Source organism: Geomonas azotofigens (genome assembly GCF_018919395.1).
GTDB lineage: Bacteria > Desulfobacterota > Desulfuromonadia > Geobacterales > Geobacteraceae > Geomonas > Geomonas azotofigens.
The window spans coordinates 1-23,677 of record NZ_JAHLME010000003.1 but is presented as its reverse complement, the minus strand read 5'-3'; the positions used below and the strand labels follow the sequence as shown (position 1 = coordinate 23,677).

Here is a 23,677-nt window from a genome sequence, read left to right as displayed (position 1 = left end):
GACCTCAGTGTTTCTTGATGTGCAGCGTCGGGTCCCCGTCGCGGAAATCCCGGTCCAGGCTGGCCCAGAGCTTCTCCTTGGGCTCGCGCCTGGAGAGATCCGTCAGGGCCTGCGCGTAAAGGGTGGTGTTGATGTGCGGCTCGATGGCTTCCTTCGACTTGATGTAATCGGCTTTCTTCATGAAGTCCCAGAACTGCACCACGCTCGGCTTGTGCGGGTCCGGACTCACCAGCAGGTGGCCGCCGTAGATGTCCTTGTTCAGGTCCGCCTTGTCGATCTGGACGTACTTGGCCACGATGTCGACCGTTTCCTTGTGGTTACCCTGGTAGAAACGGTATGCCTTCAAAAGGGCGACCATGAATTTCTCGAAATCGGCCTGGCGTGCCTTCACCGTGGAAGTGAGCGCCACCTGGCGGCAGCAGGTGTGCGACTTGATGACGTCGCCGGAGTACTTCACCACTGCAAGCCCCTGCTTCTCCGCCATGGTGTAGTAGGGAATCCAGGTGAGACCCGCATCGACCGCTCCCTTTTTCACCGCCTCCAGCACCGCAGCGGGCGAATCGAACTCCTTGATGGTGAGGTCCTTGCGCCAGTCAAGGCCGGCCTCGTGCAGCGCCGCCCGAAAGACGACGTCGCCGGTAGCGAGACGGATGGCACCGATGGTGGCGCCGCGGTAGTTCTTCAGGTCCTTGAAGCGTGCGGCGTTCTCGGGCTTGGCGATCAGGGCGTGCCCTTCCCCCATCTGTCCGCCGAAGATGGTGAAGTCGGCGCCGTTGGCGATGAAGGATAAGGGCGCCGAGGTGCCGAAAGAGCCGATGTCGAGCTTGCCGCTCTTGATGGCGGTCAGTCCCTCGCCGGAGTTGGTGAAGCGGAACAGTTCCACGTCAAGCCCTTCCTGCTGGAAGAACCCTTTTTCCTTGGCTACGAAATAGAGGAGGTGCCCCGAGGTGGGGAGATGCCCCACCTTGAGCTTGTGCAGCTCTGCCGCCCCCGCGGTCACAGCACCCAGCGCGAGCAGCGCCAGGGATAGGATGATGGTAAAGATGCGTTTCATGGTTTGGCTCCTTGTGCGCCGGCAGGCGCCGATCAGTTGTTCTTTTTGTAGAAGGCCAGCATCTGCTGGTACACCTTGTCCTTGGGCTCACGCTTCACGATCGAGTCGAGCGCCTGTTTGTACAGGGCCGTGTTGATGTGCTGGTCGATCGGGTAGTCCTGCGTGATGTAGCCCGCGTCCCTGATGTGCTGCCAGAAATCGAGGATTCCCTTCCTGAGGGGATCGGGGTTCGATTCCGCAACCCGTTTCACGTAGGTCTCGTTGCGGATGATGTCCTCGTCGATCTTCAGCGCACGGGTGTAGATCTTCACCGTCTCGTCCGGGTTGGTCTTGTAGAAGCGGTAGGCGCGGATCAGCGCGGCCAGGAAGCGCCTGTAGGTATCGGGGTTCGCCTTCACCTGTGCGGTTGGGGCGACGATGCGGCAGCAGGTGTAATCGGGGTAGAAATCCTCGATGTAGTGGGCGACCTTCAGACCGTGGTTCTTCTCCGCCAGCGAGAAGTGCGGCGGGAACACGAGGCCGGCGTCGACCGCCCCTTTCTTGACCGCCTCGACCACTGCCGCGACGCTGCCGAACTCGACGAAGTTGACGTCCTTCTTGTAGTCGATGCCTGCTTTTTTGAGGGCGCCCTTGAAGATGACGTCGCCGGTGGAGAGCTTGACCAGGCCGATCTTCTTCCCCTTGTAGACCTTCAGGTCCTTGCCGGAGAGTTCGGCGAGCCGCTCGGGACGGGTGATGATCGCCTGCCCGCCGATCATCATGCCACCGATGAAGGTGAACTCGCTCCCCTTGCTGATGAAGACCAGGGGGGCCGTGGTGCCGAAGGTGCCGACGTCGAGCTTGTCCGCCTTGAGTGCCGCCATTCCCTCGGCGGCACTGCCGAACTGATACAGGTCAACGTCAACCCCCTCGTCTTTGAAGAACCCTTTTTCCTTGGCTACGAAATAGAGCCCGTGGGCCGGCTCCGGCACGTACCCCACCCTCAGCTTGGGCAGAGTGGCGCCGTAGGCGCTGCCGGCCAGCAGGGCGATCATGAGAACCAGTGCGAAAATCCGTTTCATTGAGAACCTCCTTTATCGTTGCGTTTCTTTTTGCCGGTGGGGCAGCAGTCGGGGGGACAGACCGCCTTGTCAGCTAATTTCTTCAATACGGGGTCAGGCTCCCCTTCCCCGTCTCTCAGGTCATGGAGAGCGTCACAGTAAATCTCGTCGTAGATGTGGTCGGCGAGGAAGCTCCGCGCCATGCTGGGTGCCTGCAGGTCCAGCCGTTTCCAGATATCTGCCAGCCGATAGTAATCGGGATCGGGATCGAAGCGGAAATCCCGCCCTTTAGTGGGGCGTTGGTGGGCAATGCTGTTCCAGGCCCGGGCGGGGTGGTTGTGCAGCAGCAGGTCCGCCTTGATCAGCGCGCTGACAAGTTTGGCCAGCGTCTCCTTGCCAGGCGCCCCGGGCAGGTCCGGCAGGCTCACCACGACGCCGCGGTCCTCGCGCTCCAGGCGGGCCGAAGCATCGACCTCATCCAGAAGCGACCCGGTGCGGTCGGTACCGCCTCCGGCGATGATTCGTAGCTGGTGCCCCTTGGCTATCGCCTTCAAGGTCTCCCCTACCGCAAAGGCCCCGACATCCACCTTCCCGGCAGCCAGTGAGGCGAGGCCGCTGGCGCTGTCGTTGAAGCGAACCAGCTTGACTTCGAGTCCCTCTTCCTTGAACAGGGACCCGGCATCGGCGAGCAGGACCAAAGCGCTGCCGGGGTCATCGAGGAACCCCAGCCTGATCGCCGCAGCGGCCCGGGCGGAATCCGGCTTGACGCCGACGGCGAGCAGCGCAAGCGATACGATCAGCAAGAGGTAACCCAGGCACCGCATGCTCAGATCGCCTCCCCGGCGCTTTGCACCGTTCGGCCGCCGTCCAGTTCCTGGAGCACGTCAGCATTTAGTTCCCGGATCAGCTGGTCCCGCAGCGTGGTAAAGGCGGGGTTGCTGTAGAGGTCTTGGCGCTGGCGGGGGCGAGGGATGTTCACCTCGAAGACGCCCCGCACCGATCCGGGATTGAGCCCCATGACCACCACGCGGTTCGCGAGCAGGATCGCCTCCTCCACGTCGTGGGTGACGAAGAAGACGGTCTTGCGCTCCTGCGAGTTGTGCTGCCAAAGCTGCAAGAGCAGGTCCTGCAAGCGCGCGCGGGTGATGGCATCCAGCGCCCCGAAGGGCTCATCCATGAGAAGGACAGGCGAGTTGATCGCGAAGGCGCGGGCGATGGCGGCCCTCTGGCGCATGCCGCCTGAAAGGGCCCCCGGGAGCTTGTGGAACACGTCGTTCAAGCCGACCATCTCGAGGTAGTCCTGTGCCGTCGCAGCTTGCTCGACCTTGCTCTTGCCGGGAAAGGCCTGGTTCAGTGCCAGGACCACGTTCTGTCCCGTGGTCATCCAGGGGAACAGGCTGTAGTCCTGGAATACAACGCCGCGGTCGAGGCCGGGGCCGGTGATAGGCGTCCCGTCCAGCGTGACGCGGCCGGACGTTGGTAATCCCAAACCCGCCAGCAGCCTCAGCAGCGTGCTTTTGCCGCATCCGGAAGGACCCAGGAGGCAGACGAACTCTCCCGCTTGGGCGGTAAGGTTGATTTCCTCCAGTACGGTTTGGCTGCCATAGGAAAAACTGACGTTCTGTATCGCTATCTCGTGCATGGTGAATCCCCGGTCTTGAAGTGTGACTTCTGCTGGTTATGCGTCCTGAAAGAGCGCGGTGGAGAGGTAGCGCTCGCCGGTGTCCGGAAGCACCACCACGATGAGTTTCCCCTTGTTCTCCGGACGCCTGGCCACCTGGCGCGCGGCGAAGGCGGCCGCACCGGCCGAGATCCCGACCAGCAGCCCCTCTTCCCTGGCCAAGCTGCGCGCCGTCTCGAATGCCTCCTCGTTCTTCACCTTGTAGATCTCGTCGTACACGTCCGTGTTCAGAACTGACGGCACGAAGCCGGCACCGATCCCCTGGAGCTTGTGGGGAGCCGGGGTGCCGCCGGAAAGGACTGGCGAGTCGAGCGGCTCGACGGCCACCACCTTGATGGCGGGATTGCGCTCTTTCAGCACCTCGCCCACGCCGGTTATGGTCCCGCCCGTCCCGACGCCGGCGACCACGATATCCACCTTGCCGGCGGTGTCCTCCCAGATCTCCTCGGCCGTGGTGGCGCGATGGATGGCCGGGTTGGCGCCGTTGTTGAACTGCTGCGGCACAAATGAGTTGGGGGTCGCCGCGGCGAGTTCGGTCGCCTTCTCGATGGCGCCTTTCATCCCCTTGGCACCCGGCGTCAGGACCAGTTCTGCGCCGTAGGCCTTCAAGAGGTTACGGCGCTCGATGCTCATGGTGTCGGGCATGGTGAGGATGAGGCGATACCCCTTGGCCGCCGCCACGAAGGCTAACGCAATGCCGGTGTTGCCGCTGGTCGGCTCGATGATCACGGTGTCCTTGTTGACCAGCCCCTGCTCCTCGGCAGCCTTGATCATGGCGAAGCCAATGCGGTCCTTTACCGAGCCGCCCGGGTTGAAGGACTCGAGCTTGGCGACCAGGTCCGCGTTGCCGCCGGACTGGCGAGCGGAAAGGCGCAGCAAGGGAGTTCTCCCGATGAGATCGGTGATACTGTTGGCGATTTTGGACATGAACTGCCTCCTTAAGATTTGATGGCTCTGTGAATGAGCTTCGATTTTTGCAGGACCTGCAGGGCTTCTCCCACCGGGAGTTCCAGCACGAAGGGGAAGATACGCCGCGCCAGCAGAACGTCCATGGCGGTTACTCCGATACGGGCAACGGCCACCCCCCTGCAGTCGGATATGACCTCGGCGGTCTGCTCCAACATCCCGTCAGCGTGCTCCTGGCCCGCACAGGCAGGGATGTTGTCGCGGTCCTCCAGGTGCTCCCAGCCACCGTCGGTGAGACGGTAGATGCTGAAGCGGGTGGCCCGGCCGAAGTGCTGGTCCACCACTATCCCGTCACTGCTGGCCAAAGCAACTCTCAACTCCACGCAGCACCTCCGACTGTTTTTGTAGCCGTCCAAAGTTTCCCCCCTCCCATTCCCCCCTCCCATTCCCCCCTCCCAGCCTCCCCCCTCCAGGGGGAGGGGGTACCTGCCAAGTGTCGCCCCAGCGGGGGGAGGGGCCGAGATACCTGTCAAGCGTCCCCGCCCCCGGAGGGGGAGGGACAGGGAGGGGGGCTTTAGGCGGGGGCGATGTTCCGCGTGCGCCCCAAAACGAAAAAAGGCCAAGGTAGCGCCTCCCGCGAGGGAATCACTTACCTTGGCCTCCAGTTTGTCTGGTCAACCAGTTCTTATGATGATGAAGCTCTGGGAGCCCCACCGTTACTGTTGGCGCCGATCATAGCGCCTGCGCCTGAACAAGTCAAGCAATTTTCTATTTAGCCTACAATTTTTATAGAGTGTTGCTAAATCTGGTAATCCTCGACGAAGACACGCATCTTGCGCGGCCTGGCGTAGACCTGCTCCCCTACCTGCAACTGGAGCCGGTCCGCCTCGTCACGCGGCAGCTCCGCCTCGATGGTTCGGTCGCTGCAGGAGAGCGCAAGATCTACGCGTACCAGAGGCCCAACGGAGAGAAGGTAGCGCACCTCCGCCCTGATGGCGCCGTCGGCCGATTCCCGTCCGATGGCGATGTCGTGCGACCGAACGTACCCTATTGCCGGAGCGTCATTTGCCGAGGCGTTCTCAGGCGAGGAAAGATTGATACCCGCCATCTGGGCGGTTCCTTCGTGGACCCTGCCGTGGAAGAGGTTCACGCTGCCCAAAAAGTCGTAGACGAAGGGGGTGGCCGGGCGATCGTAGACTTCGGACGGCGTCCCTTCCTGCTCGATGCGCCCCTGGTTCATGACAACGATCCGGTCGGCAACCTCGAGCGCCTCCTCCTGGTCATGGGTCACGAAGACGCTGGTGACGTGGATTTCGTCGTGCAGGCGCCTGAGCCAGCGGCGCAACTCCAGCCTCACCTTGGCATCCAGCGCGCCGAACGGCTCGTCCAGCAAGAGAACCTGCGGCTCGACGGCGAGGGCCCGGGCCAGGGCCACACGCTGCCGCTGCCCACCCGAAAGCTGTGCCGGGTAGCGGTCGGCAAGGTTTTCCAGCTGGATCAGCTTGAGCAGGTTGTGCACCTTGTCCCGGATTTCCTGCTTGCCGGGGCGGCTCTTCTTGGGCTTCACGGTGAGACCGAAAGCGATGTTTTCGAAAACGGTCATGTGCCGGAACAGGGCGTAGTGCTGGAAGACGAACCCCACCTGGCGCTCCTGGACCTGGCGCTTGGTGGCCTCCTCGCCGTCGAAGAGGATCCTGCCGCTGTCCGGGCTCTCCAGCCCGGCGATGATGCGCAAAAGCGAAGTCTTCCCGGAGCCCGAGGGGCCGAGCAACGCCACCAGCTCCCCGGAGGGGACCTTGAGGCTCACATCCTTCAGTGCGGCAAAGGTGCCGAATGATTTGCTTACCGCTTCGATCTCGATGCTCATGGGATTACCTTTCTGTCTCTGCTGCTGTGATCGTCTGCTGCATCTTCCATTCGGCCACCGTCTTCACCGCGAGGGTCACCAAGGCCAACAGTGCCAAGAGTGAAGCGACCGCGAAGGCGGCAGCGTAACTGTATTCGTTGTAGAGGATCTCCACCTGGAGCGGAATGGTGTTAGTGGAGCCACGCACGTGGCCGGAAACGACCGAGACCGCGCCGAACTCCCCCATCGCCCTCGCGTTGCAGAGGATCACGCCGTAGAGGATGCCCCACTTGATGTTGGGAAAGGTGACCCGAAAGAAGGTCTGCAGCCCGTTGGCGCCAAGGGTCAGCGCAGCTTCCTCCTCCTCGCGCCCCTGCGACTCCATGAGCGGGATCAACTCACGCGCGATGAACGGGAAGGTGACGAAGATGGTGGCGAGAATGATCCCCGGGACAGCGAAAATGATCTTGATGTCGTGCGCCTGGAGCCACGGGCCGAGCCACCCCTGCAAACCGAAGATCAGCACGTAGATGAGGCCCGAGACCACCGGGGATACCGAGAACGGCAGGTCGATCAGCGTGATCAGGAAGCTCTTGCCGGGAAAGCTGAACTTGGCGATGGCCCAGGCCGCGACGATGCCGAAGAAGAGGTTTAAAGGTACGCAAACCGCGGCGGTGATCAGGGTGAGCCGGATGGCTGAGATGGTATCCGGCTCCTTGAGCGCGGCGAGGTACGCCTCCCATCCTTTTTCAAGCGCCTGGCTGAACACCGCGGCGAGCGGCAGCAGCAGGAACAGCGCCAGGAAAGCCAGGGCTATCGCGATCAGCAGCGAGCGCACCCAGGCAGGCTCGGTGACCGTCGCCCCTTTCCTCTCCTTTTTGTTAAGTCCCTTTCCAACCATGTCCTAACCCTCCCGGCGCCGAAGCCCGTCTATTCCGCGAACCGCCTGCTCCACTTCTGCAACAGGTTGATGCAGAGCAGCATGACGAAGGAGACCACCAGCATGACGGTCGCGATGGCAGTCGCGCCGGCGTAGTCGTACTGCTCCAGTTTGGTGATGATGAGCAGCGGGGTGATCTCGGAGACCATCGGCATGTTGCCGGCGATGAAGATGATGGAGCCGTATTCCCCGACGGCACGCGCAAAGGAAAGGGCGAAGCCGGTGAGAATGGCGGGGAGCATGGTCGGCAAAAGCACCCGGCGAAAGGTCTGCCACCGGTTGGCGCCGAGGCAGGAGGCGGCCTCCTCGATTTCCTGGTCCAGCTCCTCCAGCACCGGCTGGACCGTCCGTACCACGAAGGGGAGGCCGATGAAGACCATGGCGACCGCGATGCCAAGCGGGGTGAAGGCGACCTTGATGCCGTGCGGCTCCAGGTAGCGCCCCAGCCAGCCATTTTGCGAGTAGATGCTGGCGAGGGTGATGCCGGCCACGGCGGTCGGCAAGGCGAACGGAAGGTCCACGAGGGCATCGATCAGTTTTTTACCTGGAAAGCGGTAGCGGACCAGCACCCAGGCCACCAGTACCCCGAAGAACGCGTTGATGAGTGCAGCGGCAAGCGAGGAACCGAAGGTAACCCGGTAGGAAGCGAGCACCCGCGGCGCGGTGACCGCTGCGACAAAGGCGTCCCAGCTGAGAGATGCGGTCTTGAAGAAGAGCGCGGAGAGTGGGATGAGCACGACGAGGCTCAGGTAGAAGATGGTGTAGCCGAGCGCCGGAGTGAATCCGGGCAACACGTTGTTTTTCCTGCCTGACCAGGCCATGGTCCCCCCTGTTAATCGTCGGATCTGCATTGGCGCAGGGGCATCGCCCAACCTATGCATAATAAATCCATCGGAATAGTGGACTAGTATTTACCACCAGGAGTTCGGCATTGTCAACGAAAAAAACTACTTATTTGATGTAGTAACTATGATTGAAATTACACAGCAAACTTATAAACAAACCAGTATCGCTTGAAATGCTTGATTTATAACACCTCCTTAGCCGCGGCCGTGGCATCGTGGGGCCACCGCCCATAGGTCTTGGCCGCGGCAACCAGGGCATGGATATTGGCGGGCGGCGTGTCGATGGGGAGCCCACAGCCAAGGCCGAGGATGTACCCCTTCGGGTTGTCCCACCCTTTGGCGATGCACTCCTTCGCGTTACGTGTTACGTCGCCCGGCGTGCCGAGGTACATGGCGGCGGTGGGCTTGACGTTGCCAAGAAGGGCCACTCGCCCGCCTACCTCCGCCTTGGCGTCGGCAAGATCGACGGCATCGTCAAGACTCAGCACCGATGCGCCGGTATCCGCCATCTCGCGCCAGATCCTTGTGGTATTGCCACAGATGTGAAGCGACGGTGCGGCGCCGCACTCGTTGCGGACCGCCGAGCAGAGCTGGCGCAGGTAGGGGAACGCGAACTCCTTGAACAGCGCTGAGGAGACCATGGTCCCCGAAGCCGTCGGATCGGCGAGACCGATGCTGGCGCCACGTTCGAGGGCCGCCTTCGCGAAGCGGATGATACTGTCGGTCGAGAGCCGTAGCAGGCGGTGCGCAAAGGCTGGGTTCTTGCGCAGGTCCCGCAGGAACGGTGCGGTGCCGCGGATGCCGGCGGCTGTGGTGAAGGGACCGGCACAGGTCATCGTCAGCGGCACCTGATCGCCGATCTCTTTGAGCACCAGCGTCGCCGCCTCCAGGAAGAGCGGTAAGCGCCCGTCGTTCTCCGGGTCCGGGACGCGCAGGGTGTCGAGCGACGACTCGTCGACCACCACGTTGTGAGCGATGTAGGGCGTGCTGTCCGGGAAGACGACCTTGCTCCCTATCGCCTCGGCCACCCCCGTGAGCCCAGGCCCGGTGTTGACGTTGTCGGCGCCGTAACTGCGCCAGGCGGCGATCTGCCCTTTGGCCATAAGGTGCTCCGAGTTGTTGTAGTCGCCGACGCTGACGCCGATGACACGGGCGGCATGGTCGCTGATCAACAGGTTTACCGGGATCCGGTCGTACGGCTTTCCGGTCAGGGCCGCTACGGTCCGCTCCCGGGAGGACATGGTTTCTTTCCAGGCGCCAGCACTCATACACGGCTTCCCCTTTTGGCAATCTCCATTTTCACCATTGCCGGTTCCTTCAGTCGGATTTGTCTACTGCCGCGATTATCCGGCGCAGCCGCCGATGAGGCCGACCGCATCGGCGCGGCACTGCTGACAGCCGCGAAACTGTGCGATGGTGGCTTCGTTGGCAGACCGGACCTGTTCCAGGTGCTCCGGGGTCGGGCGGGGGACGTGGGCGAGGTCTGCCTGCGGAATTATGGGCATCACGTTCATGACAAAAGCTCCCGCATCGCTCACCTTCTGTGCGATAAGCGGGATCTGCTCCTCGTTGATCCCAGGGATGAGTACCGTGTTCACCTTGACCACCATGCCGAGCTGTGCGGCAAGGCGCACCCCCTCAAACTGGTTCCGGATCAGGATTTCAGCCCCCTCAGCGCCACGCAGGACGCAGCCGCGGTACCGGACCTCCCGGTAAATTCGGGCTCCCACCTCCGGGTCAACGGCATTGATGGTGACGGTAAGGCTATGCAGGTTGACGATAGAAAGGTCCTCGACGCGCTCGGGTAACGCCAGCCCGTTCGTGCTCAGACAGAACAGCAAATCCGGGAACTCTCGCTGCACCAGCCGGAATGTCTCGAAGCTCTCTTCGTTGGCCAGAGGATCTCCCGGCCCGGCAATGCCGATGACCTTGATCAGTGGGCCGTAAGAGCTGGCCATGACGCCGCGCACCCGCTCCAGCGCCTCCGGCGGGGTAAGGAGCCTGCTGGTCACCCCGGGACGCGACTCATTGGCACAGTCGTGCCTTCTATCGCAATAGCCGCACTTGATGTTGCAGCGCGGCGCCACGGCCAGGTGCATGCGACCGTTCTTGTGCCGGTTCCCGCCGAAGCATGGGTGCCCATGCAGTACCTTTTCCCTCGTGCATGAAGTCGCCATGTATTCTCCCCTCCCCCGTCCGCCAGAATCTAGATGCTGGCGCCGCTGCTTCTCACTTCGCCGGTCTCGATGGCGAGCAGGGTGTCTGCCCACTTGAGGGCCCACTCGTGCAGTTGCTTGTCGTTCAGCGGTGCGGGCACCTTGGAGTCGGTATGGTGGTAGATCCTGTCCGCGAGGGCGCGATACACCTTGGCCTGCTCCGAGTCGGGGAAGGCCTCGATGGTGGTTTTCCCCTGCAGTTCGGACTGGGTCACGGTAACCGAACGGGGCACGTACTCGACCACCCGGGTCTGGGTGTTCTCCACGAAATCGTCGATGATCGCCTTGTGGTAATCGGAGTTCATGGAGTTGGCGATCACCCCGCCCAGGAGCGCACCGCCGTTGTTGGAGTACTTCTGGATCCCCTTGAACAGGTTGTTCGCCGCGTAGATGGCCATGAAGTCCGAGGAGGAAACCGTGAAGACATGGTCGGCGATCCCCTCGCGCACCGGCACCGCGAAGCCGCCGCAGACCACGTCCCCGAGGACGTCGTAGACCACGATGTCGAGATCGAGCTCCTCGAAGACGCGCAGCTGCTTCAACAGTTCCACCGAGGTGATGATGCCGCGGCCGGCGCAGCCGACACCCGGGGCGGGTCCGCCCGCCTCGACGCAGTAGATGCCGGCGAAGCCGCGGAACACCACCTCGTCAAGCTTCACATTCTTCTTCTCGCGCAGGGTGTCGAGGATGGTCGGGATGTAGCCTCCGCCGCGCAACGTGGTGGTGGAGTCGCTCTTGGGGTCGCAGCCGATCTGCATCACCCTAAGCCCCGAGGCCGCGAGCGCCGCGCTGATGTTGGAGGTGGTGGTGGACTTGCCGATCCCCCCCTTGCCGTAGATGGCGATGGTTTTCACTTTTTTGCCGGACATGTCGTTAACTCCTTTTGTGTGTTCGATTACTCAAGGGCCGCGGCGGCTAGCCTGCGGCTCCCCATTGTGTTTTCTGGTGAACCTTCCCTCACTGCTGCGGGATAAAATAGCGTCCCGGCTCGGAAGCGGCGATCTCCTCGGCCTTCTTGATGGCCCCCTTCATCCCATCCGCACCGGGGTAAGTATCAGTTCGGCCCCGTAGGCCTTGAGCAGGTTGCGACGCTCGACGCTCATCGAATCCGGCATGGCGAGCACCAGCCGGTAGCCGCGCGCCGCCGCCACCATGGCGAGCGCGATGCCCGTGTTGCCGCTGGTGGGCTCGATGATGACGGTATCGCGGTCGATGAGTCCCTGCTTTTCTGCCTCGATGAGCATGCCGTAGCCGATGCGGTCCTTGACGCTCCCTCCGGGGTTGAAGGCTTCCAGCTTGGCCAGGACTTCCGCCCCGATACCGGCTGCGAAACGGTTCAGGCGCAGCAGGGGCGTGGCTCCGATCAGCTCGGTAAGGCTGTCATAAATGCGTGCCATCTCGGCATCCTCCTTGTCTAGATCCCGAGTCCGCCGTTCACCACGCCTGTCTCGAGTTCGGCTATGATGTCACCCCACTTGCCGGACCACTTCTTCATGGCATCGTCGTCGAGCTGCCGGGGACGGCGCTGCGTCGCCGCCTCTACCAGCGTTCTGGCCAGCTTGCGGTAGGCGTAGGTGACGTGGGAGAAGGGCGCGGACTCGAGCAGCGTCTGGCTATAGAAGTCGCTTACCGAAACCATGATGGAGTGCGGGATGGTCGCCGTGACCGAAGCCCCAGTTTGCCCCGCGAAATCCGACACGATCGCCTCCTGCAGCGGCCCCGTCAGGTTGTTGGCCACCACGCCTCCCAGCCTGGTGTTGGCGGCCGCGACCGTGTTGAGCCAGCCGAAGAGCCGGTTCACCGCCTGCAGTGCGCAACGGTCGGCGGAGGTGACCGCCAGGACGCTGGCCACGCCGTCGATCCCCGCCGGGAGCCGGAAGGTGCCGCCGGGCTCCCAGGCCAAATCATGCAGCACGAACTCCGGCTGGTAAGCCTCGACCAGGGGGTGGTCCAAAAGAGCCGCCTGCGCGGCTTCGTCCTCCGCAACGCCTCCCCCCGCTTCCAGGCAGAGGGCGCCGCGGTAGCCACGTGCATAAAGGGGTGGCTCCTCCCCGTGCCCCCAGACCGGCAGCGCCTTCAGTTCGCTGCCTCCGCTCAGGTTGCCCGCCGAGCTCCTGTGGTTGTCGTAACCGATCAGCAGCACCCGGCGCCCCGTTTCCGCCAGGGCGGCGCCCACATTGGCCGCGACGGTGGACCTGCCGACGCCGCTTTTCCCTACGATGATGAGATGTTGTCCGGCCATGTGGCGCCTCCTTTTACTGTTTCATGCCCAAGCGCAGCACGGTGCGCCGTTGGCTGGCGGTGAAGCACAGGTTCTCCACGGCCGGCCGATCAGGATGCTTTCAGCTGACCGCCACGCCGCGCGCCGCCTGACGCAAGAGATCGGCCTTGTCGGTCCGCTCCCAGGGGAGATCGAGATCGAGCCTGCCGAAGTGGCCGTAGGCTGCCGTGTCGCGGTAGATGGGACGCCTGAGGTCGAGCTGCTCGATGATGGCAGCAGGCCGCAGGTCGAAGTGGCGCGCGATCAGTCCGGCCAGTTCCTCGTTGGCCAAGGCCCCGGTCCCGAAGCTGTCGACGAAGATGGAGACCGGGCGGGCGACGCCGATGGCGTAGGCGATCTGGACCTCGACCTTCTTTGCCAACCCCGCAGCGACCAGATTCTTCGCCACGTAGCGGGCCGCGTACGCGCCGGAGCGGTCCACCTTGGTGGAGTCCTTGCCCGAGAACGCGCCGCCGCCGTGGCGCGAGAAGCCGCCGTAGCTGTCCACGATGATCTTCCTGCCGGTGAGGCCGGCGTCGCCGTGCGGTCCGCCGATGACGAAGCGACCGGTCGGGTTGACGAAGATGCGGGTCTGCGCGTCCAGGAGCGCCTCGGGGATCACCGGCCCGATCACCTTTGCGATCAGGTCGGCGCGGATCTGTTCGAGCTCCACCTCCGGGTCGTGCTGGGCCGAGATGACCACCGTGTCCACCCGGACAGGAACATCCCCTTCATATTCCACGGTTACCTGGGTCTTGCCGTCGGGGCGCAGGTAGGGAAGCTCGCCGGACTTGCGCGCCTCGGTGAGCCGCCGGGCCAGCTTGTGGGCCAGGGCGATGCTGGTGGGAAGGTATTCGGGGGTCTCGTCGGTGGCAAAGCCGAAGACCATCCCCTGGTCCCCCGCCCCCACAGAGTCGAGGTACCCGTCGTGCTCCGCCCCCTTTCTCTGCTCCAGCGCGACGTCTACCCCCTGGGCGATGTCGGCCGACTGCTGGTCCAGAGAAACCAGGACCGCGGCATGTTCCGCATCCAGGCCGTACTTCGCGTCGGTATAGCCGACTTGGGCGATGGTGTCCCGGGCGATGCGGGCGAAGTTGACTTGGGCCGAGCTGGAGACCTCGCCGAACAGCAGCACAAGCCCAGTCGTCACGCTGGTCTCGCAGGCCACACGGGCATGGGGATCTTGGGCGAGCAAGGCGTCGAGGATGGCGTCGGAAACCTGGTCCGCCAGCTTGTCGGGGTGCCCCTCGGTGACGGATTCGGAGGTGAACAGAAATCGCTGCTTGGACATGGGTGCTTCCTCCTCTGGAACTGGCCGGCGGCAACAAAAAAGGCCAGGCATAACCGTGCATCCGGTTACGGCCTGGCCTCCAGTTTGTCTGGTCGGCGACAGGTTGTTTCGGGAATTGATGTATCTCCGGCGGCGGCCTCTCGGGCGCCGCCGGGGTTCCTGCTGATGACCTACTGAATCCTGATCTTCTCGTTCTTGTCGAGCTGGATGACTTTGCCGTCCTGGACCACGAGGGTCACCGTCCCGAAGCGCAGGTCCTGGAGTGCAAGACGGATTCTCTGCTCAAGCTCCTTACTCCATTTGCCGGATTTTTCCGCTACGGCGTTCATGCTCCCTCCTGGCCCGCTTGGCGTGATGCAGTGCAAGCTACTTTGCGCTGTAGATCTGATCGAACACGCCGCCGTCGGCGAAATGGGTCTTCTGTGCCTTGCGCCAGCCGCCGAAGGTGTCGTCGATAGTGACGAGCTTCACCTTGGGGAACACCTTGGCATACTTCGCCGCCACCTTCTTGTCACGCGGACGGTAGTAATGTTTGGCTGCGATCTCCTGCCCTTCCGGCGAATAGAGGTACTTCAGGTACTCCTCGGCAAGCTTCCTGGTTCCCTTCTTGTCGACCACCTTGTCAACCAGGGAGACCGGCGGTTCGGCCAGGATGCTCACCGACGGCACCACGATCTCGAACTTGTCCTTGCCCAGTTCGTTCACCGCAAGGAAGGCCTCGTTTTCCCAGGCGAGGAGCACGTCGCCCTGGCCGCGCTGCACGAAGGTGGTGGTGGCGCCGCGTGCGCCGGAATCGAGCACCGGCACGTGCTTGAAGAGCTCGGACACGAACTGCTTCGCTTTGGCCTCGTTGCCCCCTTTCTGCTTCAGGGCGTAGGCCCAGGCCGCGAGGTAGTTCCAGCGCGCGCCGCCGGAGGTCTTGGGGTTCGGGGTGATGACGGCGACGCCCGGCTTCACCAGGTCGTTCCAGTCCTTGATCTGCTTCGGGTTACCTTTGCGCACCAGGAAGACGATGGTCGAGGTGTAGGGAGAGCTGTTGTTCGGGAGCCTCTTCTGCCAGTCGGCCGGGAGGAGCTTCGCCTTGTCGCTGATCTCGTCGATGTCGTAGGCCAGCGCCAGCGTGACCACGTCGGCCTCGAGGCCGTCGATCACCGCCCTGGCCTGCTTTCCGGAGCCGCCGTGGGACTGCTTGAAGGTGACGTTCGAGTGCCCTTTTTTGGCGAAAGCCTTGTTGAAGTCCTGGTACAGCTCGCGAGTCGGATCGTACGAGACGTTGAGGAACTCCTGTGCCGCGAAGGCGGTGAGGGGCAGTGCTGCGGTGAGCAGTGTGACAAAAGCGGTGCGGATGAATCTTTTCATGGCCATTCTCCTTTTCTGGTTAGTCTACAGATTTGATAGATTTTAAAGGCAAAAAAAAGTGTTGCCGTGCTAGATACAAAAATCGATGACGTTCTTTTCAGACTGTTCGGCGTGGTCGATGCGCTCCAGCACATCGGCTAGGGTAGTGTTGTCGAGGATCTGGGCGATCGCGTCGCGCACGTCCTTCATGACCAGCCGGATGCCGCAGGTGTTCTCGTTGCCGCACTCGGTACACTTCGCGTACGCGGACTCGCTGACGCAGGGAACCGGAGCGAGGGGACCTTCCATGACACGGATGGCCTGCCCCATGGTAATCTGCCTGGGTGAGCGGCCCAGGTAGTAGCCGCCCCCCTTCCCTTTCCGGCTCTGCAGGATGCCACTGTTTTTCAGGGCAAGCAGGATGGCTTCCAGAAACTTCTTCGGGATGTTTTCGTCCCGAGCAAGGTCCGCAATCAGGATCGGTCCCTGCTCGTACTGGCGAGCAAGGTAGATGAGGGCTTTCAGGCCATATTTAGTCTTTTTAGAAATCATCTATTACCCTGTCGTTTTTGTAGACTTGTGTATAGCTCCTCCAAAACTTTATGTCAACTCTTTTTTCCGGCAACTTTACGTCCCCATGCTATATATTTAATATCATTATTTTTTCTCCTGAAAATTTCTGCGATCAAAGTACCTTTCCGCATCCCCCCTCCTCTTACCACAACAGTCTCACACCCTCTTGTTCTAAGTCCGAACGTATCCATCCTACCCGTGACAGTCATTGCCGTTTGACTTGCCTCATAAGAAATCATATAGTGTCGTTTACTTAATAAGCTCTTACCCACTATGTCTCCCCACACAACCGTAGCTTGCCATTATCACCCGTAGCGTGTGCACAAGAATGGATTGAACCGGAGAATCCTCTGTGAGACAGAAAAGAAAACCCCAGTCACCGCAAAATGCCATGGGTGTCTGGATGTCTGTGGTAATACTGCTTGCCGCTGTACAGCTGGTGAAAACAGATCTGACTTCCTTTATTTTCGGCGCTGCGAAAGAACCTGCCATCCCCATGCAGCAAGTTCCGGCGATGCCTGCACAGCCAGTAGCGATGCCCGCCCCGCAGCCTCAGAAACCAACTGACACCTCCGGCTATGAACACTACACCGATAAAAATGGGAATGAGGTAGTTGTGGTTCCCGCCAGGTACGAAGCAGAACCGGCACCAATTCAGGCAGCACCTCAGCAAACTTTGCCGCAACGATCACCGTTGCCATCTCAGCAGATATCTCCGGCAACAGTTGCCCCAATACAGGCCGCCCCACCGAGGAATGTTGCCTTGGTAGCCATGAACGCAGCAAATGCTACTACCGGAACGAACGTTTTTGAGTCGTGCCGGTGCAGTAACGGTTTGGCGGCGAGAGGTGACTCCAAGGGAGAGGTGTTACAGAAGTGTGGCCAGCCTGTAGCCCACCCGTCTCCCTGGAAAAGCGACTGTCAGGAGATTTGGCTATACAACTTCGGGCCCAATGAGTTCATGCAAGGCGTTTGTTTTAAGGGCGGTCGCGTGAGCAAAGTTCTCAGTCTCGACTATGGCTACTGATAGCCGGCCGAGTGATGGACAACTGAGATGTAGCGATAAAGGGGCAGGCTTGTAGAAAGCTGGGACGCCAATGAAATCATGCATCCCTGTGCGGAGAAACGCATAAAATCAATGGGCGTCCCCATGTCTCCCATGTCTCCTCAGATGTCGAGTGTGTGGTGGATTGAAGAAAGGGAGGCACGGTGCAAGAGGCACTGGATGATCTTGAGAGTAGCGAAATCCTGAGCCGGGAGCAGGCGGCGCTGCTGCGCCGGATCTACGGTCGGGAGCTATTTTCGGTGCACTGGGAACTGCGGCTGCTCCTCTATGGCGGCATCCTGATCCTGACTACCGGACTCGGTCTGCTTGTCGCCAAACATTTTGCCTCCATCGGCCACCTGACCCTGCTCGCGGCCATTACCCTGGGGTGTGCTGTTTGTTTTGCCTACTGCCTGCGCCACGGCGGAGGTTTCTCTCGGGAAAAACTCGCGCCCCCCGACGCGGCATACGACTATGTCCTCCTGCTCGGCTGCCTCCTCCTTGGAACGCTACAGGGCTATCTGGAACTCCGCTACCAACTCCTCGCCCAATACTGGAACTGGTGGCTGCTGGTCTCCGCCCTGACGTATCTCCTCTGCGCCCACTATTTTGATAATCGCCTGGTCCTATCCCTGGCCCTCTCCACCCTCGGCGCCTGGCTCGGCGTCAAGACGAGCCTACTCGGCGCAGGGCTTTGGGATGGCGCCCTGCGCGACAATGCCCTCTTCTTCGGGGCCCTGGTTGTGGCGACGGGGGCGATACAGACCCGGCTCGGCTGGAAACGCCACTTCCTCCCCGTCCACCTGCACCTCGGGGTCAACGTACTCCTCGCCGCCTTGGTCGCCGGGATCAGCTCCCGCGCCACCGGTCTGGCCTATCTTGCCGGCCTGCTGCTGGCCGGCTGCGGCAGCGCCCTCTATGCCCTGCGGGAACGCAGCTTCGCCTTCCTCCTGTACGCCGTCCTTTATGGCTATCTCGGCATCACCAGCTTCATGTTCGATCGCGGTCACTGGAGCAGTGAAGGGGGCATACTCTACTTCCTGATCAGCGCGGCGTCGTTGCTGACGGCTCTGGTGGCCTTGCACCGCCGCCTTCGGAGTGCCGAATGATACGCCTCTACGAGAAAGGTGAGCGCCGGGTGGCGGTGGTTGAGGAGGCGCGACGCTGGCAGGAGGCCGGGATCATTACCCCTGAGCAGGCCGCTGCGGTGGCGGAGCGCTATCGGCCGGAATTGGTGCGGGTGAACGTCTTTATCCGCATCCTCCTCGCCTTGTTCACCACGGTCGGAGTAGCGGCTCTGGTGGCGCTGCCGGCTGTTATGTTCGATGTCAAGGAAGACGGCTTCACTGTATTGTGCCTGCTCTTCGCCCCGCTCTGCGCCTGGGTCGCCGATCACGAGCTCATTGCCGGCCGCCGCCTCTACCGCTGCGGCGCCGAGGAGGCGCTGCTGCTGCTGGCGGTCGGCATGCTTGCCCTGGCGGTTGCCATCCCCACTCACGACTTGGGGCACAGCGCGGAACGCCTGGCTTGGCTTGCGGCGCACGTCATCGTCCTGGCCGGAGCGGTCCTGCTGACGGTCCGCTACGGCTACGCCCTGGCGGCGTTCGGGGCGATCTTCGCCCTTGCCGGTCTTCCCTTCCATCTCGCGGACGTTCTCCTCTGGCAGACGCCGGGACTGTCCCGGCTCGTCCTCTTGCTGCTGCTCGGCGCAGCGGCAATCTGGGCGCAACTGCGGCTTACCGGCCGAAAGAACCTGCCCCGGGGATACGTTTGGTCTTTGGAGAGCATGCGCCTCGCGGCCTGGGCGGGAATCTACCTCGACGTGAACCTCTTTGCCCATCGCCTCCTCTGGCGGGAATGGCTCGGCTGGACTCCGGGAGAGTGGCAGCTACCCTGGAGCGATCCCCTTTGCGCGCTACTTACCGCCATCCTGCCGGTGGCGGCCCTGGCGATAGGGATCTGCCGCCGCGACCGGGCCCTGCTCTGGTTCGGCGTCGTCTCCGCAATCCTGTCGATCATCACCCTCAAGTACTACATACATTTCGGGCATCTTGCCGAGGAGTTGACGGCAGCGGGACTGTTGTTGGCAAGTCTCGCCTTCGGCCTGCTGCGCTGGCTGCGCACCGGTTCGAAGCGCTGCCGGGGCGCCTTTACCGCCGAACCGCTTCTTGAACCGCGCCTCTATGGTCTCGATGCCGAGGCGTTGGCGGCGATCCAGCCCCTCACCCCGGTGGCCAGTGTGCCACAGGCAAAAGGATTTCAACCGGGCGGTGGTACCTTCGGCGGAGGCGGCGCATCCGGCAGCTATTAGTGATCCGCAGAATTTCTGACCTAAAGGAGATCGGCGTAAATGTGAAAAGGGAGGACGAGCTTCCAGCGATTATGCAGCAGGGGGACGCCCATGAAGTTGTGCGCTACCCATTTTCTTAGTTTCCGAAGAAACGCATGAAATCATGGGCGTCCCCATGTCTCCCTTTGGGCGTTGGCCTCCCAACAACTAGAACAACAATATTCCACTAATAAAGGTAGATCACACTGTGCAACTTAAACAAAAAGCTGAAACACCTAAATTAGGTTCACTTGATAAATGTTTAGCCTTCTCACTTGAAAATATTATCAGATATGGTGATACTGATATCTTCCCGTACCCAATTGAGCGTCAAATCTTTAAAGATAAGAAAGACGATATAATAAAATTACTTGAGAGTATTAATGGATCTTTTGACGAATTAATCAGTCAAATGCCTCTAGAGCATGAAAAACTACTCAACTCGGTAGGGTATACTGGATTTAGGCAAGGGACTCAGATAGATTCGATTTGGAATGCTTACCTGCTTGGATTGGTAATTTTTATAGGTAACGACATCGAAAAAAGCAGGATCAGTACTAGCAACGATAATGTTTTTTCATATCGGTTTAAACCAGATATGGATGATCATACAATTTTTGACAAAGATTTTGGGTGGCTTGCTTTCCAAAAGCATTCGATTCAGCAAGCTAGTAAATTCAAATTTGTACTGACGTGTGACATATCTGATTTTTATCCTCATATTTATCATCACCGCCTTGAAAATGCATTAAAGAAAACTACCAGAAAATCTGAAGTGATCAAACAAATTAAGTACTTGCTGAATGGCCTGTCCGGTGGGGTCTCGTATGGTTTACCCATCGGAGGTCCAGCAGCAAGGTTGCTTAGCGAGTTGTTGCTAAATAGAACAGATAAACTTTTGGTCGCTCGCGGGATTTCCTTTTGCCGTTTTGTTGATGATTATCATATATTTGGCAATTCTAAAGAAGAGATGTATGCAAATCTTATTTATCTAAGTGAAACCCTACTGAATAACGAAGGCTTGACGATACAAAAAACAAAAACTCGAATCCTTAGTTCTGGTGAATTCCTTGAAACATCTACCTTCTCAGATTCAAACATTCCTGAGGATGGAGAAGAAAAAAATAAGAGGGATTTTCTAAGCATACATATTCACTATGACCCATATTCTGATACTGCTGATGAAGATTACGAAACACTTTGCGATGAATTAGGTAAGTTTGACATTGTTGGAATGCTTGCGAGTGAAATGCAAAAAACTAGAGTGCAGGAAGGCCTAACTCGTAAATTAATCAAAGCGATTGGTCACATTGATGAAAACGTAAAAAACCCAGCAGTATTGTCGTTGTTGGAGAATTTATATATTTTATATCCAATATTCACAACAGTTATGATACTGCTTGTTCGTATTATAGATGATTTGAATGATAATACGAGGCAGAAGGTTTTTGCTAAACTAAGAGAATTGCTCGAAACACAATCGTATATCTGTCAGGTTCCGGTCAATCTTGCCTTTGCTGTTAGAGTTCTATCATATGATAACTCCGATGAAACAGACACTGTGCTTATAAAAGTTTTTATGGAAACAACGTCTATGATGATAAAGCGCGATATTATTTTGATTCTTGCTAAACATAATGCTGATTATTGGGTATCCAATCAACTTAAGCGGTTCAATACAGCCACCCCGTGGGAAAAACGCGCCTTACTTATATCTTCGTATATTCTTGAAGACGAAGGAAAAGAATGGCGGAAACGAATTAAGTCATCCCTATCACCTTTTGATAAATTGGTTCTTACTTGGGCATCTGAGCATAAAGCCAATGGTAAGGGGTTGGAAATATAATGATTTCTGAACGCAAATTTTCTAATTCATACTCATCTTTTTGGAATCAACTGCTCCCTACGGCGGATTCATTTGTTAGACATTTGAACCTGTCATCAAATAGATTTAATTTGCCTGTGCTTTCATCAGGTCAAGTAGATAGAGATAGAAGAGCGGTTATCAACGAGTTGGCCTTTCGCTTATTTAAAGAGAAATCAATTTCTGGGAAAGTAGCGTCTGGAAAGTTCAGTTCCATCGAGGAAAACGTACGTGCATATATCCAGCGACTTGCTCAAAGTATTAATCCAATTGATCCGTTATCAAATAAAGAACTGAGCGAAGCTAAGAAGATTGCAAATTCTCTTTCCAGATATTTTTATGGAGCTGACTTTTCAAATATTGTCTTTTGGCCATTATTTAAAGGCTGTGGGCAATTGGATTCTTGCAAAGCAGATATTATATATCTTGACAGGCTGGTCGAGGTAAAGGCTGGTGACAGACATTTTAAAACAAACGATCTACGGCAAATAATAACATATCTTGCCCTAAATTTTTATTCTATGCAGTATCAAATTGAAAATATTGCTCTAGTTAATCCACGCACTGGTTTAAAATTTGAGTGCACAGTTGATGAATTAATAGAGTCATGTTCCGGAACCAAAGCTGTAGATGTTTTTTCTGATGTAATAGCTTTTGTTTCCACAGAAGTGGGTTCGATGTAACTCAGAACAGGGAACAGGGGAACAGGAACAGGGGGAACAGGGGGACACGTATAAGATTATAAGATTTCCAGGAGGTGGCTATGCCTCGCCAAGGACGGATCGATATACCAGGGTCTTTGCACCACATAATTTGCCGTGGCATCGAACGTAGAGACATTTTCTCCGATGATGTAGACAGAGACGACTTCCTGTCTCGGCTCATCGAGCTTACGACCACCTCCTCAACCCGATGCTTTGCCTGGGCTTTGATCCCAAATCACCTTCATCTACTGCTGCAGACTGGAAACATTCCTATTTCCAGCCTGATGCAGAAGTTGTTGGGAGGCTACGCTACCGCTTTCAATCTGCGCCATCAACGCTGCGGGCATTTGTTTCAGAACCGATACAAGTCGATTCTTTGCCAGGAAGAGGTCTATTTGCTGGAACTGGTGAGATACATCCATTTGAATCCCTTACGTGCAGGCCTTGTTCCCACGTTTGAAGCATTATCGGAGTTCCGGTACTGCGGGCATGGTTGCATGCTTGGTTGCAACCCAGACCTTGAGTCATGGATGCCTATCACAGATGTTTTAGGGCGGTTCGGCAACAAGCTTGGAGAAAGCCGCAAAGCGTATAAGAGCTTCGTATTTGACGGAGTGGCGATGGGACGTCGCTCAGATTTGACAGGTGGCGGATTAAGGAGAAGTGTCGGCGGATGGCGAGAGTTACGTTCTGCTAGAGATGCCGATATGTTCTTCGAAAGTGATGAACGAATACTGGGCGACAGTGATTTTGTTCATTCTCTGCTGCAGTTGGCAGAGGACGAATTTGAAAAAAAGACTAGATACAGCCGACAGAAGGTGGATATTGAGAGATTAATTTTATTGGTAGCTAATGTTCTTGAGATGGAAGCAAAGGACGTTTGTGCGGCGGGCAAACAGCGCCAGCATGTTCGGGCACGCAGTTTGTTATGTTTTTGGGCGGTCAGAGAGATAGGGGTTACAGAGGTGGCCCTAGCGAGGTTGTTACAGATATCTCAACCCGCTGTTGCCCAAGCTGTTTCACGTGGTGAAAAGCTGGCCGAAGAAAACGGATGGGAACTGCAAGAGGTGCTGGACAGAAACTTATAATCTTATACGTGTCCCCCTTTGCCCGAAACTTATAATCTTATACGTGTCCCCCTTTGCCCCGAGAGGCAGGCGCGATTAGAAATTGATTCTTTGTGACTGAAGAAATAAGCCTTTAGAGTTCAACCAGCGGCGGCACACGGTGTTCGCTACGGTCGCCGGTGCGCCTTGAGACGTTGAAAAAGAGAGATGCAAAATGACCGAGCATGATTTGACAAAAGAAGCAATAACAACATCAGGTAACCACTTTTATCTGGGGAACAGGGGGACACGTATAAGATTATAAGATTTCCAAGGAACAGGGGGACACGTATAAGATTATAAGATTTCCAGGAGGTGGCTATGCCTCGCCAAGGACGGATCGATATACCAGGGTCTTTGCACCACATAATTTGCCGTGGCATCGAACGTAGAGACATTTTCTCCGATGATGTAGACAGAGACGACTTCCTGTCTCGGCTCATCGAGCTTACGACCACCTCCTCAACCCGATGCTTTGCCTGGGCTTTGATCCCAAATCACCTTCATCTACTGCTGCAGACTGGAAACATTCCTATTTCCAGCCTGATGCAGAAGTTGTTGGGAGGCTACGCTACCGCTTTCAATCTGCGCCATCAACGCTGCGGGCATTTGTTTCAGAACCGATACAAGTCGATTCTT

Annotated in this window: 25 protein-coding genes; 7 read left to right on the top strand and 18 right to left on the bottom strand. The window is 58.5% G+C overall.

All coding sequences use genetic code 11. The features are described 5' to 3' along the window. Positions 1 to 4: 4 nt before the first annotated feature. From KOL99_RS09940 to KOL99_RS09855, 18 genes are all read right to left on the bottom strand, one after another. Positions 5 to 1,054 (bottom strand): ABC transporter substrate-binding protein, encoded by a 1,050-nt coding sequence (locus KOL99_RS09940; protein WP_216510329.1) that lies wholly within the window; start codon positions 1,052 to 1,054, stop codon positions 5 to 7. A 32-nt stretch (positions 1,055 to 1,086) separates the two neighbouring features. Continuing rightward, positions 1,087 to 2,115 carry an ABC transporter substrate-binding protein gene (locus tag KOL99_RS09935; protein ID WP_216510328.1) on the bottom strand — a complete coding sequence of 343 codons (1,029 nt, stop codon included), beginning with the start codon at positions 2,113 to 2,115 and terminating at the stop codon, positions 1,087 to 1,089. Beyond that, positions 2,112 to 2,918, bottom strand: coding sequence for an ABC transporter substrate-binding protein (locus KOL99_RS09930; protein WP_216510327.1), 807 nt, complete (start codon positions 2,916 to 2,918; stop codon positions 2,112 to 2,114). Before KOL99_RS09930 ends, KOL99_RS09935 begins: the two co-directional genes overlap by 4 nt. Positions 2,919 to 2,920: 2 nt before the next feature. Continuing rightward, the gene (locus tag KOL99_RS09925; protein WP_216510326.1) at positions 2,921 to 3,736 is read right to left on the bottom strand and encodes an ABC transporter ATP-binding protein; all 816 of its coding nucleotides are present in this window, start codon (positions 3,734 to 3,736) and stop codon (positions 2,921 to 2,923) included. A 36-nt stretch (positions 3,737 to 3,772) separates the two neighbouring features. Further along, positions 3,773 to 4,702 carry a cysteine synthase A gene (gene cysK / locus KOL99_RS09920; protein ID WP_216510325.1) on the bottom strand — a complete coding sequence of 310 codons (930 nt, stop codon included), beginning with the start codon at positions 4,700 to 4,702 and terminating at the stop codon, positions 3,773 to 3,775. Between the two features lie 11 nt (positions 4,703 to 4,713). Continuing rightward, entirely contained in the window at positions 4,714 to 5,064 is a 351-nt protein-coding gene (locus tag KOL99_RS09915) for a NifB/NifX family molybdenum-iron cluster-binding protein (protein ID WP_216510324.1), read from the bottom strand. A 416-nt stretch (positions 5,065 to 5,480) separates the two neighbouring features. Continuing rightward, complete coding sequence (locus tag KOL99_RS09910; RefSeq protein WP_216510323.1) at positions 5,481 to 6,548, bottom strand: sulfate/molybdate ABC transporter ATP-binding protein; 1,068 nt, start codon at positions 6,546 to 6,548, stop codon at positions 5,481 to 5,483. Between the two features lie 4 nt (positions 6,549 to 6,552). Further along, entirely contained in the window at positions 6,553 to 7,428 is an 876-nt protein-coding gene (gene cysW / locus KOL99_RS09905) for a sulfate ABC transporter permease subunit CysW (protein WP_216510322.1), read from the bottom strand. Between the two features lie 29 nt (positions 7,429 to 7,457). Then, positions 7,458 to 8,288, bottom strand: coding sequence for a sulfate ABC transporter permease subunit CysT (gene cysT, locus KOL99_RS09900; protein ID WP_216510321.1), 831 nt, complete (start codon positions 8,286 to 8,288; stop codon positions 7,458 to 7,460). 206 nt (positions 8,289 to 8,494) lie between these two features. After that, on the bottom strand, positions 8,495 to 9,580 hold the full coding sequence (locus KOL99_RS09895; protein WP_216510320.1) for a uroporphyrinogen decarboxylase family protein: 1,086 nt from the start codon (positions 9,578 to 9,580) through the stop codon (positions 8,495 to 8,497). Between the two features lie 75 nt (positions 9,581 to 9,655). After that, positions 9,656 to 10,489 carry a radical SAM protein gene (locus KOL99_RS09890; RefSeq protein WP_216510319.1) on the bottom strand — a complete coding sequence of 278 codons (834 nt, stop codon included), beginning with the start codon at positions 10,487 to 10,489 and terminating at the stop codon, positions 9,656 to 9,658. A gap of 29 nt (positions 10,490 to 10,518) precedes the next feature. Beyond that, complete coding sequence (gene nifH / locus KOL99_RS09885; protein WP_216510318.1) at positions 10,519 to 11,397, bottom strand: nitrogenase iron protein; 879 nt, start codon at positions 11,395 to 11,397, stop codon at positions 10,519 to 10,521. Positions 11,398 to 11,556: 159 nt separating this feature from the next. Next, the gene (locus KOL99_RS09880; RefSeq protein ID WP_328760089.1) at positions 11,557 to 11,925 is read right to left on the bottom strand and encodes a PLP-dependent cysteine synthase family protein; all 369 of its coding nucleotides are present in this window, start codon (positions 11,923 to 11,925) and stop codon (positions 11,557 to 11,559) included. Positions 11,926 to 11,942: 17 nt separating this feature from the next. Continuing rightward, on the bottom strand, positions 11,943 to 12,770 hold the full coding sequence (locus tag KOL99_RS09875; RefSeq protein WP_216510317.1) for a nucleotide-binding protein: 828 nt from the start codon (positions 12,768 to 12,770) through the stop codon (positions 11,943 to 11,945). 100 nt (positions 12,771 to 12,870) lie between these two features. Then, on the bottom strand, positions 12,871 to 14,079 hold the full coding sequence (metK, locus tag KOL99_RS09870) for a methionine adenosyltransferase (RefSeq protein ID WP_216510316.1): 1,209 nt from the start codon (positions 14,077 to 14,079) through the stop codon (positions 12,871 to 12,873). Positions 14,080 to 14,249: 170 nt separating this feature from the next. Continuing rightward, positions 14,250 to 14,408 (bottom strand): YezD family protein, encoded by a 159-nt coding sequence (locus tag KOL99_RS09865; RefSeq protein WP_216510315.1) that lies wholly within the window; start codon positions 14,406 to 14,408, stop codon positions 14,250 to 14,252. Between the two features lie 37 nt (positions 14,409 to 14,445). Continuing rightward, on the bottom strand, positions 14,446 to 15,438 hold the full coding sequence (locus tag KOL99_RS09860; RefSeq protein ID WP_216510314.1) for a sulfate ABC transporter substrate-binding protein: 993 nt from the start codon (positions 15,436 to 15,438) through the stop codon (positions 14,446 to 14,448). Between the two features lie 69 nt (positions 15,439 to 15,507). Next, complete coding sequence (locus KOL99_RS09855) at positions 15,508 to 15,969, bottom strand: RrF2 family transcriptional regulator (RefSeq protein WP_216510313.1); 462 nt, start codon at positions 15,967 to 15,969, stop codon at positions 15,508 to 15,510. A gap of 373 nt (positions 15,970 to 16,342) precedes the next feature. Here KOL99_RS09855 and KOL99_RS21900 point away from each other — a divergent pair, with 373 nt between their 5' ends. The 7 genes from KOL99_RS21900 to KOL99_RS09820 form a co-directional block, all read left to right on the top strand. Further along, positions 16,343 to 17,017: a DUF2845 domain-containing protein gene (locus KOL99_RS21900; protein WP_216510312.1), complete on the top strand. Its 675-nt coding sequence runs from the start codon at positions 16,343 to 16,345 to the stop codon at positions 17,015 to 17,017. Positions 17,018 to 17,199: 182 nt separating this feature from the next. Next, complete coding sequence (locus KOL99_RS09845; RefSeq protein WP_216510311.1) at positions 17,200 to 18,144, top strand: DUF2157 domain-containing protein; 945 nt, start codon at positions 17,200 to 17,202, stop codon at positions 18,142 to 18,144. Next, entirely contained in the window at positions 18,141 to 19,346 is a 1,206-nt protein-coding gene (locus KOL99_RS09840; RefSeq protein WP_216510310.1) for a hypothetical protein, read from the top strand. The genes KOL99_RS09845 and KOL99_RS09840 overlap by 4 nt, the downstream gene beginning before the upstream one ends. A gap of 226 nt (positions 19,347 to 19,572) precedes the next feature. Further along, on the top strand, positions 19,573 to 21,210 hold the full coding sequence (locus KOL99_RS09835) for an RNA-directed DNA polymerase (protein ID WP_216510309.1): 1,638 nt from the start codon (positions 19,573 to 19,575) through the stop codon (positions 21,208 to 21,210). Then, a complete protein-coding gene (locus KOL99_RS09830) occupies positions 21,210 to 21,911 on the top strand; it encodes a hypothetical protein (RefSeq protein WP_216510308.1) in 702 nt (233 codons plus the stop codon). Before KOL99_RS09835 ends, KOL99_RS09830 begins: the two co-directional genes overlap by 1 nt. A gap of 80 nt (positions 21,912 to 21,991) precedes the next feature. Next, on the top strand, positions 21,992 to 23,020 hold the full coding sequence (locus KOL99_RS09825; RefSeq protein ID WP_216510307.1) for a transposase: 1,029 nt from the start codon (positions 21,992 to 21,994) through the stop codon (positions 23,018 to 23,020). 339 nt (positions 23,021 to 23,359) lie between these two features. Next, on the top strand, positions 23,360 to 23,677 hold a 318-nt coding region (locus KOL99_RS09820; RefSeq protein ID WP_216510306.1), incomplete at its 3' end, for a transposase.

Coding starts and splice junctions, on each gene's coding strand:
- KOL99_RS09880 (WP_328760089.1), bottom strand. CDS start 11,925: ATGGCACGCATTTATGACAGCCTTACCGAGCTGATCGGAGCCACGCCC.
- KOL99_RS09855 (WP_216510313.1), bottom strand. CDS start 15,969: ATGATTTCTAAAAAGACTAAATATGGCCTGAAAGCCCTCATCTACCTT.
- cysW (WP_216510322.1), bottom strand. CDS start 7,428: ATGGTTGGAAAGGGACTTAACAAAAAGGAGAGGAAAGGGGCGACGGTC.
- KOL99_RS09875 (WP_216510317.1), bottom strand. CDS start 12,770: ATGGCCGGACAACATCTCATCATCGTAGGGAAAAGCGGCGTCGGCAGG.
- KOL99_RS09890 (WP_216510319.1), bottom strand. CDS start 10,489: ATGGCGACTTCATGCACGAGGGAAAAGGTACTGCATGGGCACCCATGC.
- KOL99_RS09865 (WP_216510315.1), bottom strand. CDS start 14,408: ATGAACGCCGTAGCGGAAAAATCCGGCAAATGGAGTAAGGAGCTTGAG.
- KOL99_RS09860 (WP_216510314.1), bottom strand. CDS start 15,438: ATGAAAAGATTCATCCGCACCGCTTTTGTCACACTGCTCACCGCAGCA.
- KOL99_RS09840 (WP_216510310.1), top strand. CDS start 18,141: ATGATACGCCTCTACGAGAAAGGTGAGCGCCGGGTGGCGGTGGTTGAG.
- cysT (WP_216510321.1), bottom strand. CDS start 8,288: ATGGCCTGGTCAGGCAGGAAAAACAACGTGTTGCCCGGATTCACTCCG.
- KOL99_RS09925 (WP_216510326.1), bottom strand. CDS start 3,736: ATGCACGAGATAGCGATACAGAACGTCAGTTTTTCCTATGGCAGCCAA.
- KOL99_RS09930 (WP_216510327.1), bottom strand. CDS start 2,918: ATGCGGTGCCTGGGTTACCTCTTGCTGATCGTATCGCTTGCGCTGCTC.
- cysK (WP_216510325.1), bottom strand. CDS start 4,702: ATGTCCAAAATCGCCAACAGTATCACCGATCTCATCGGGAGAACTCCC.
- KOL99_RS09940 (WP_216510329.1), bottom strand. CDS start 1,054: ATGAAACGCATCTTTACCATCATCCTATCCCTGGCGCTGCTCGCGCTG.
- metK (WP_216510316.1), bottom strand. CDS start 14,079: ATGTCCAAGCAGCGATTTCTGTTCACCTCCGAATCCGTCACCGAGGGG.
- KOL99_RS09830 (WP_216510308.1), top strand. CDS start 21,210: ATGATTTCTGAACGCAAATTTTCTAATTCATACTCATCTTTTTGGAAT.
- KOL99_RS09895 (WP_216510320.1), bottom strand. CDS start 9,580: ATGAGTGCTGGCGCCTGGAAAGAAACCATGTCCTCCCGGGAGCGGACC.
- KOL99_RS09910 (WP_216510323.1), bottom strand. CDS start 6,548: ATGAGCATCGAGATCGAAGCGGTAAGCAAATCATTCGGCACCTTTGCC.
- nifH (WP_216510318.1), bottom strand. CDS start 11,397: ATGTCCGGCAAAAAAGTGAAAACCATCGCCATCTACGGCAAGGGGGGG.
- KOL99_RS09935 (WP_216510328.1), bottom strand. CDS start 2,115: ATGAAACGGATTTTCGCACTGGTTCTCATGATCGCCCTGCTGGCCGGC.
- KOL99_RS09825 (WP_216510307.1), top strand. CDS start 21,992: ATGCCTCGCCAAGGACGGATCGATATACCAGGGTCTTTGCACCACATA.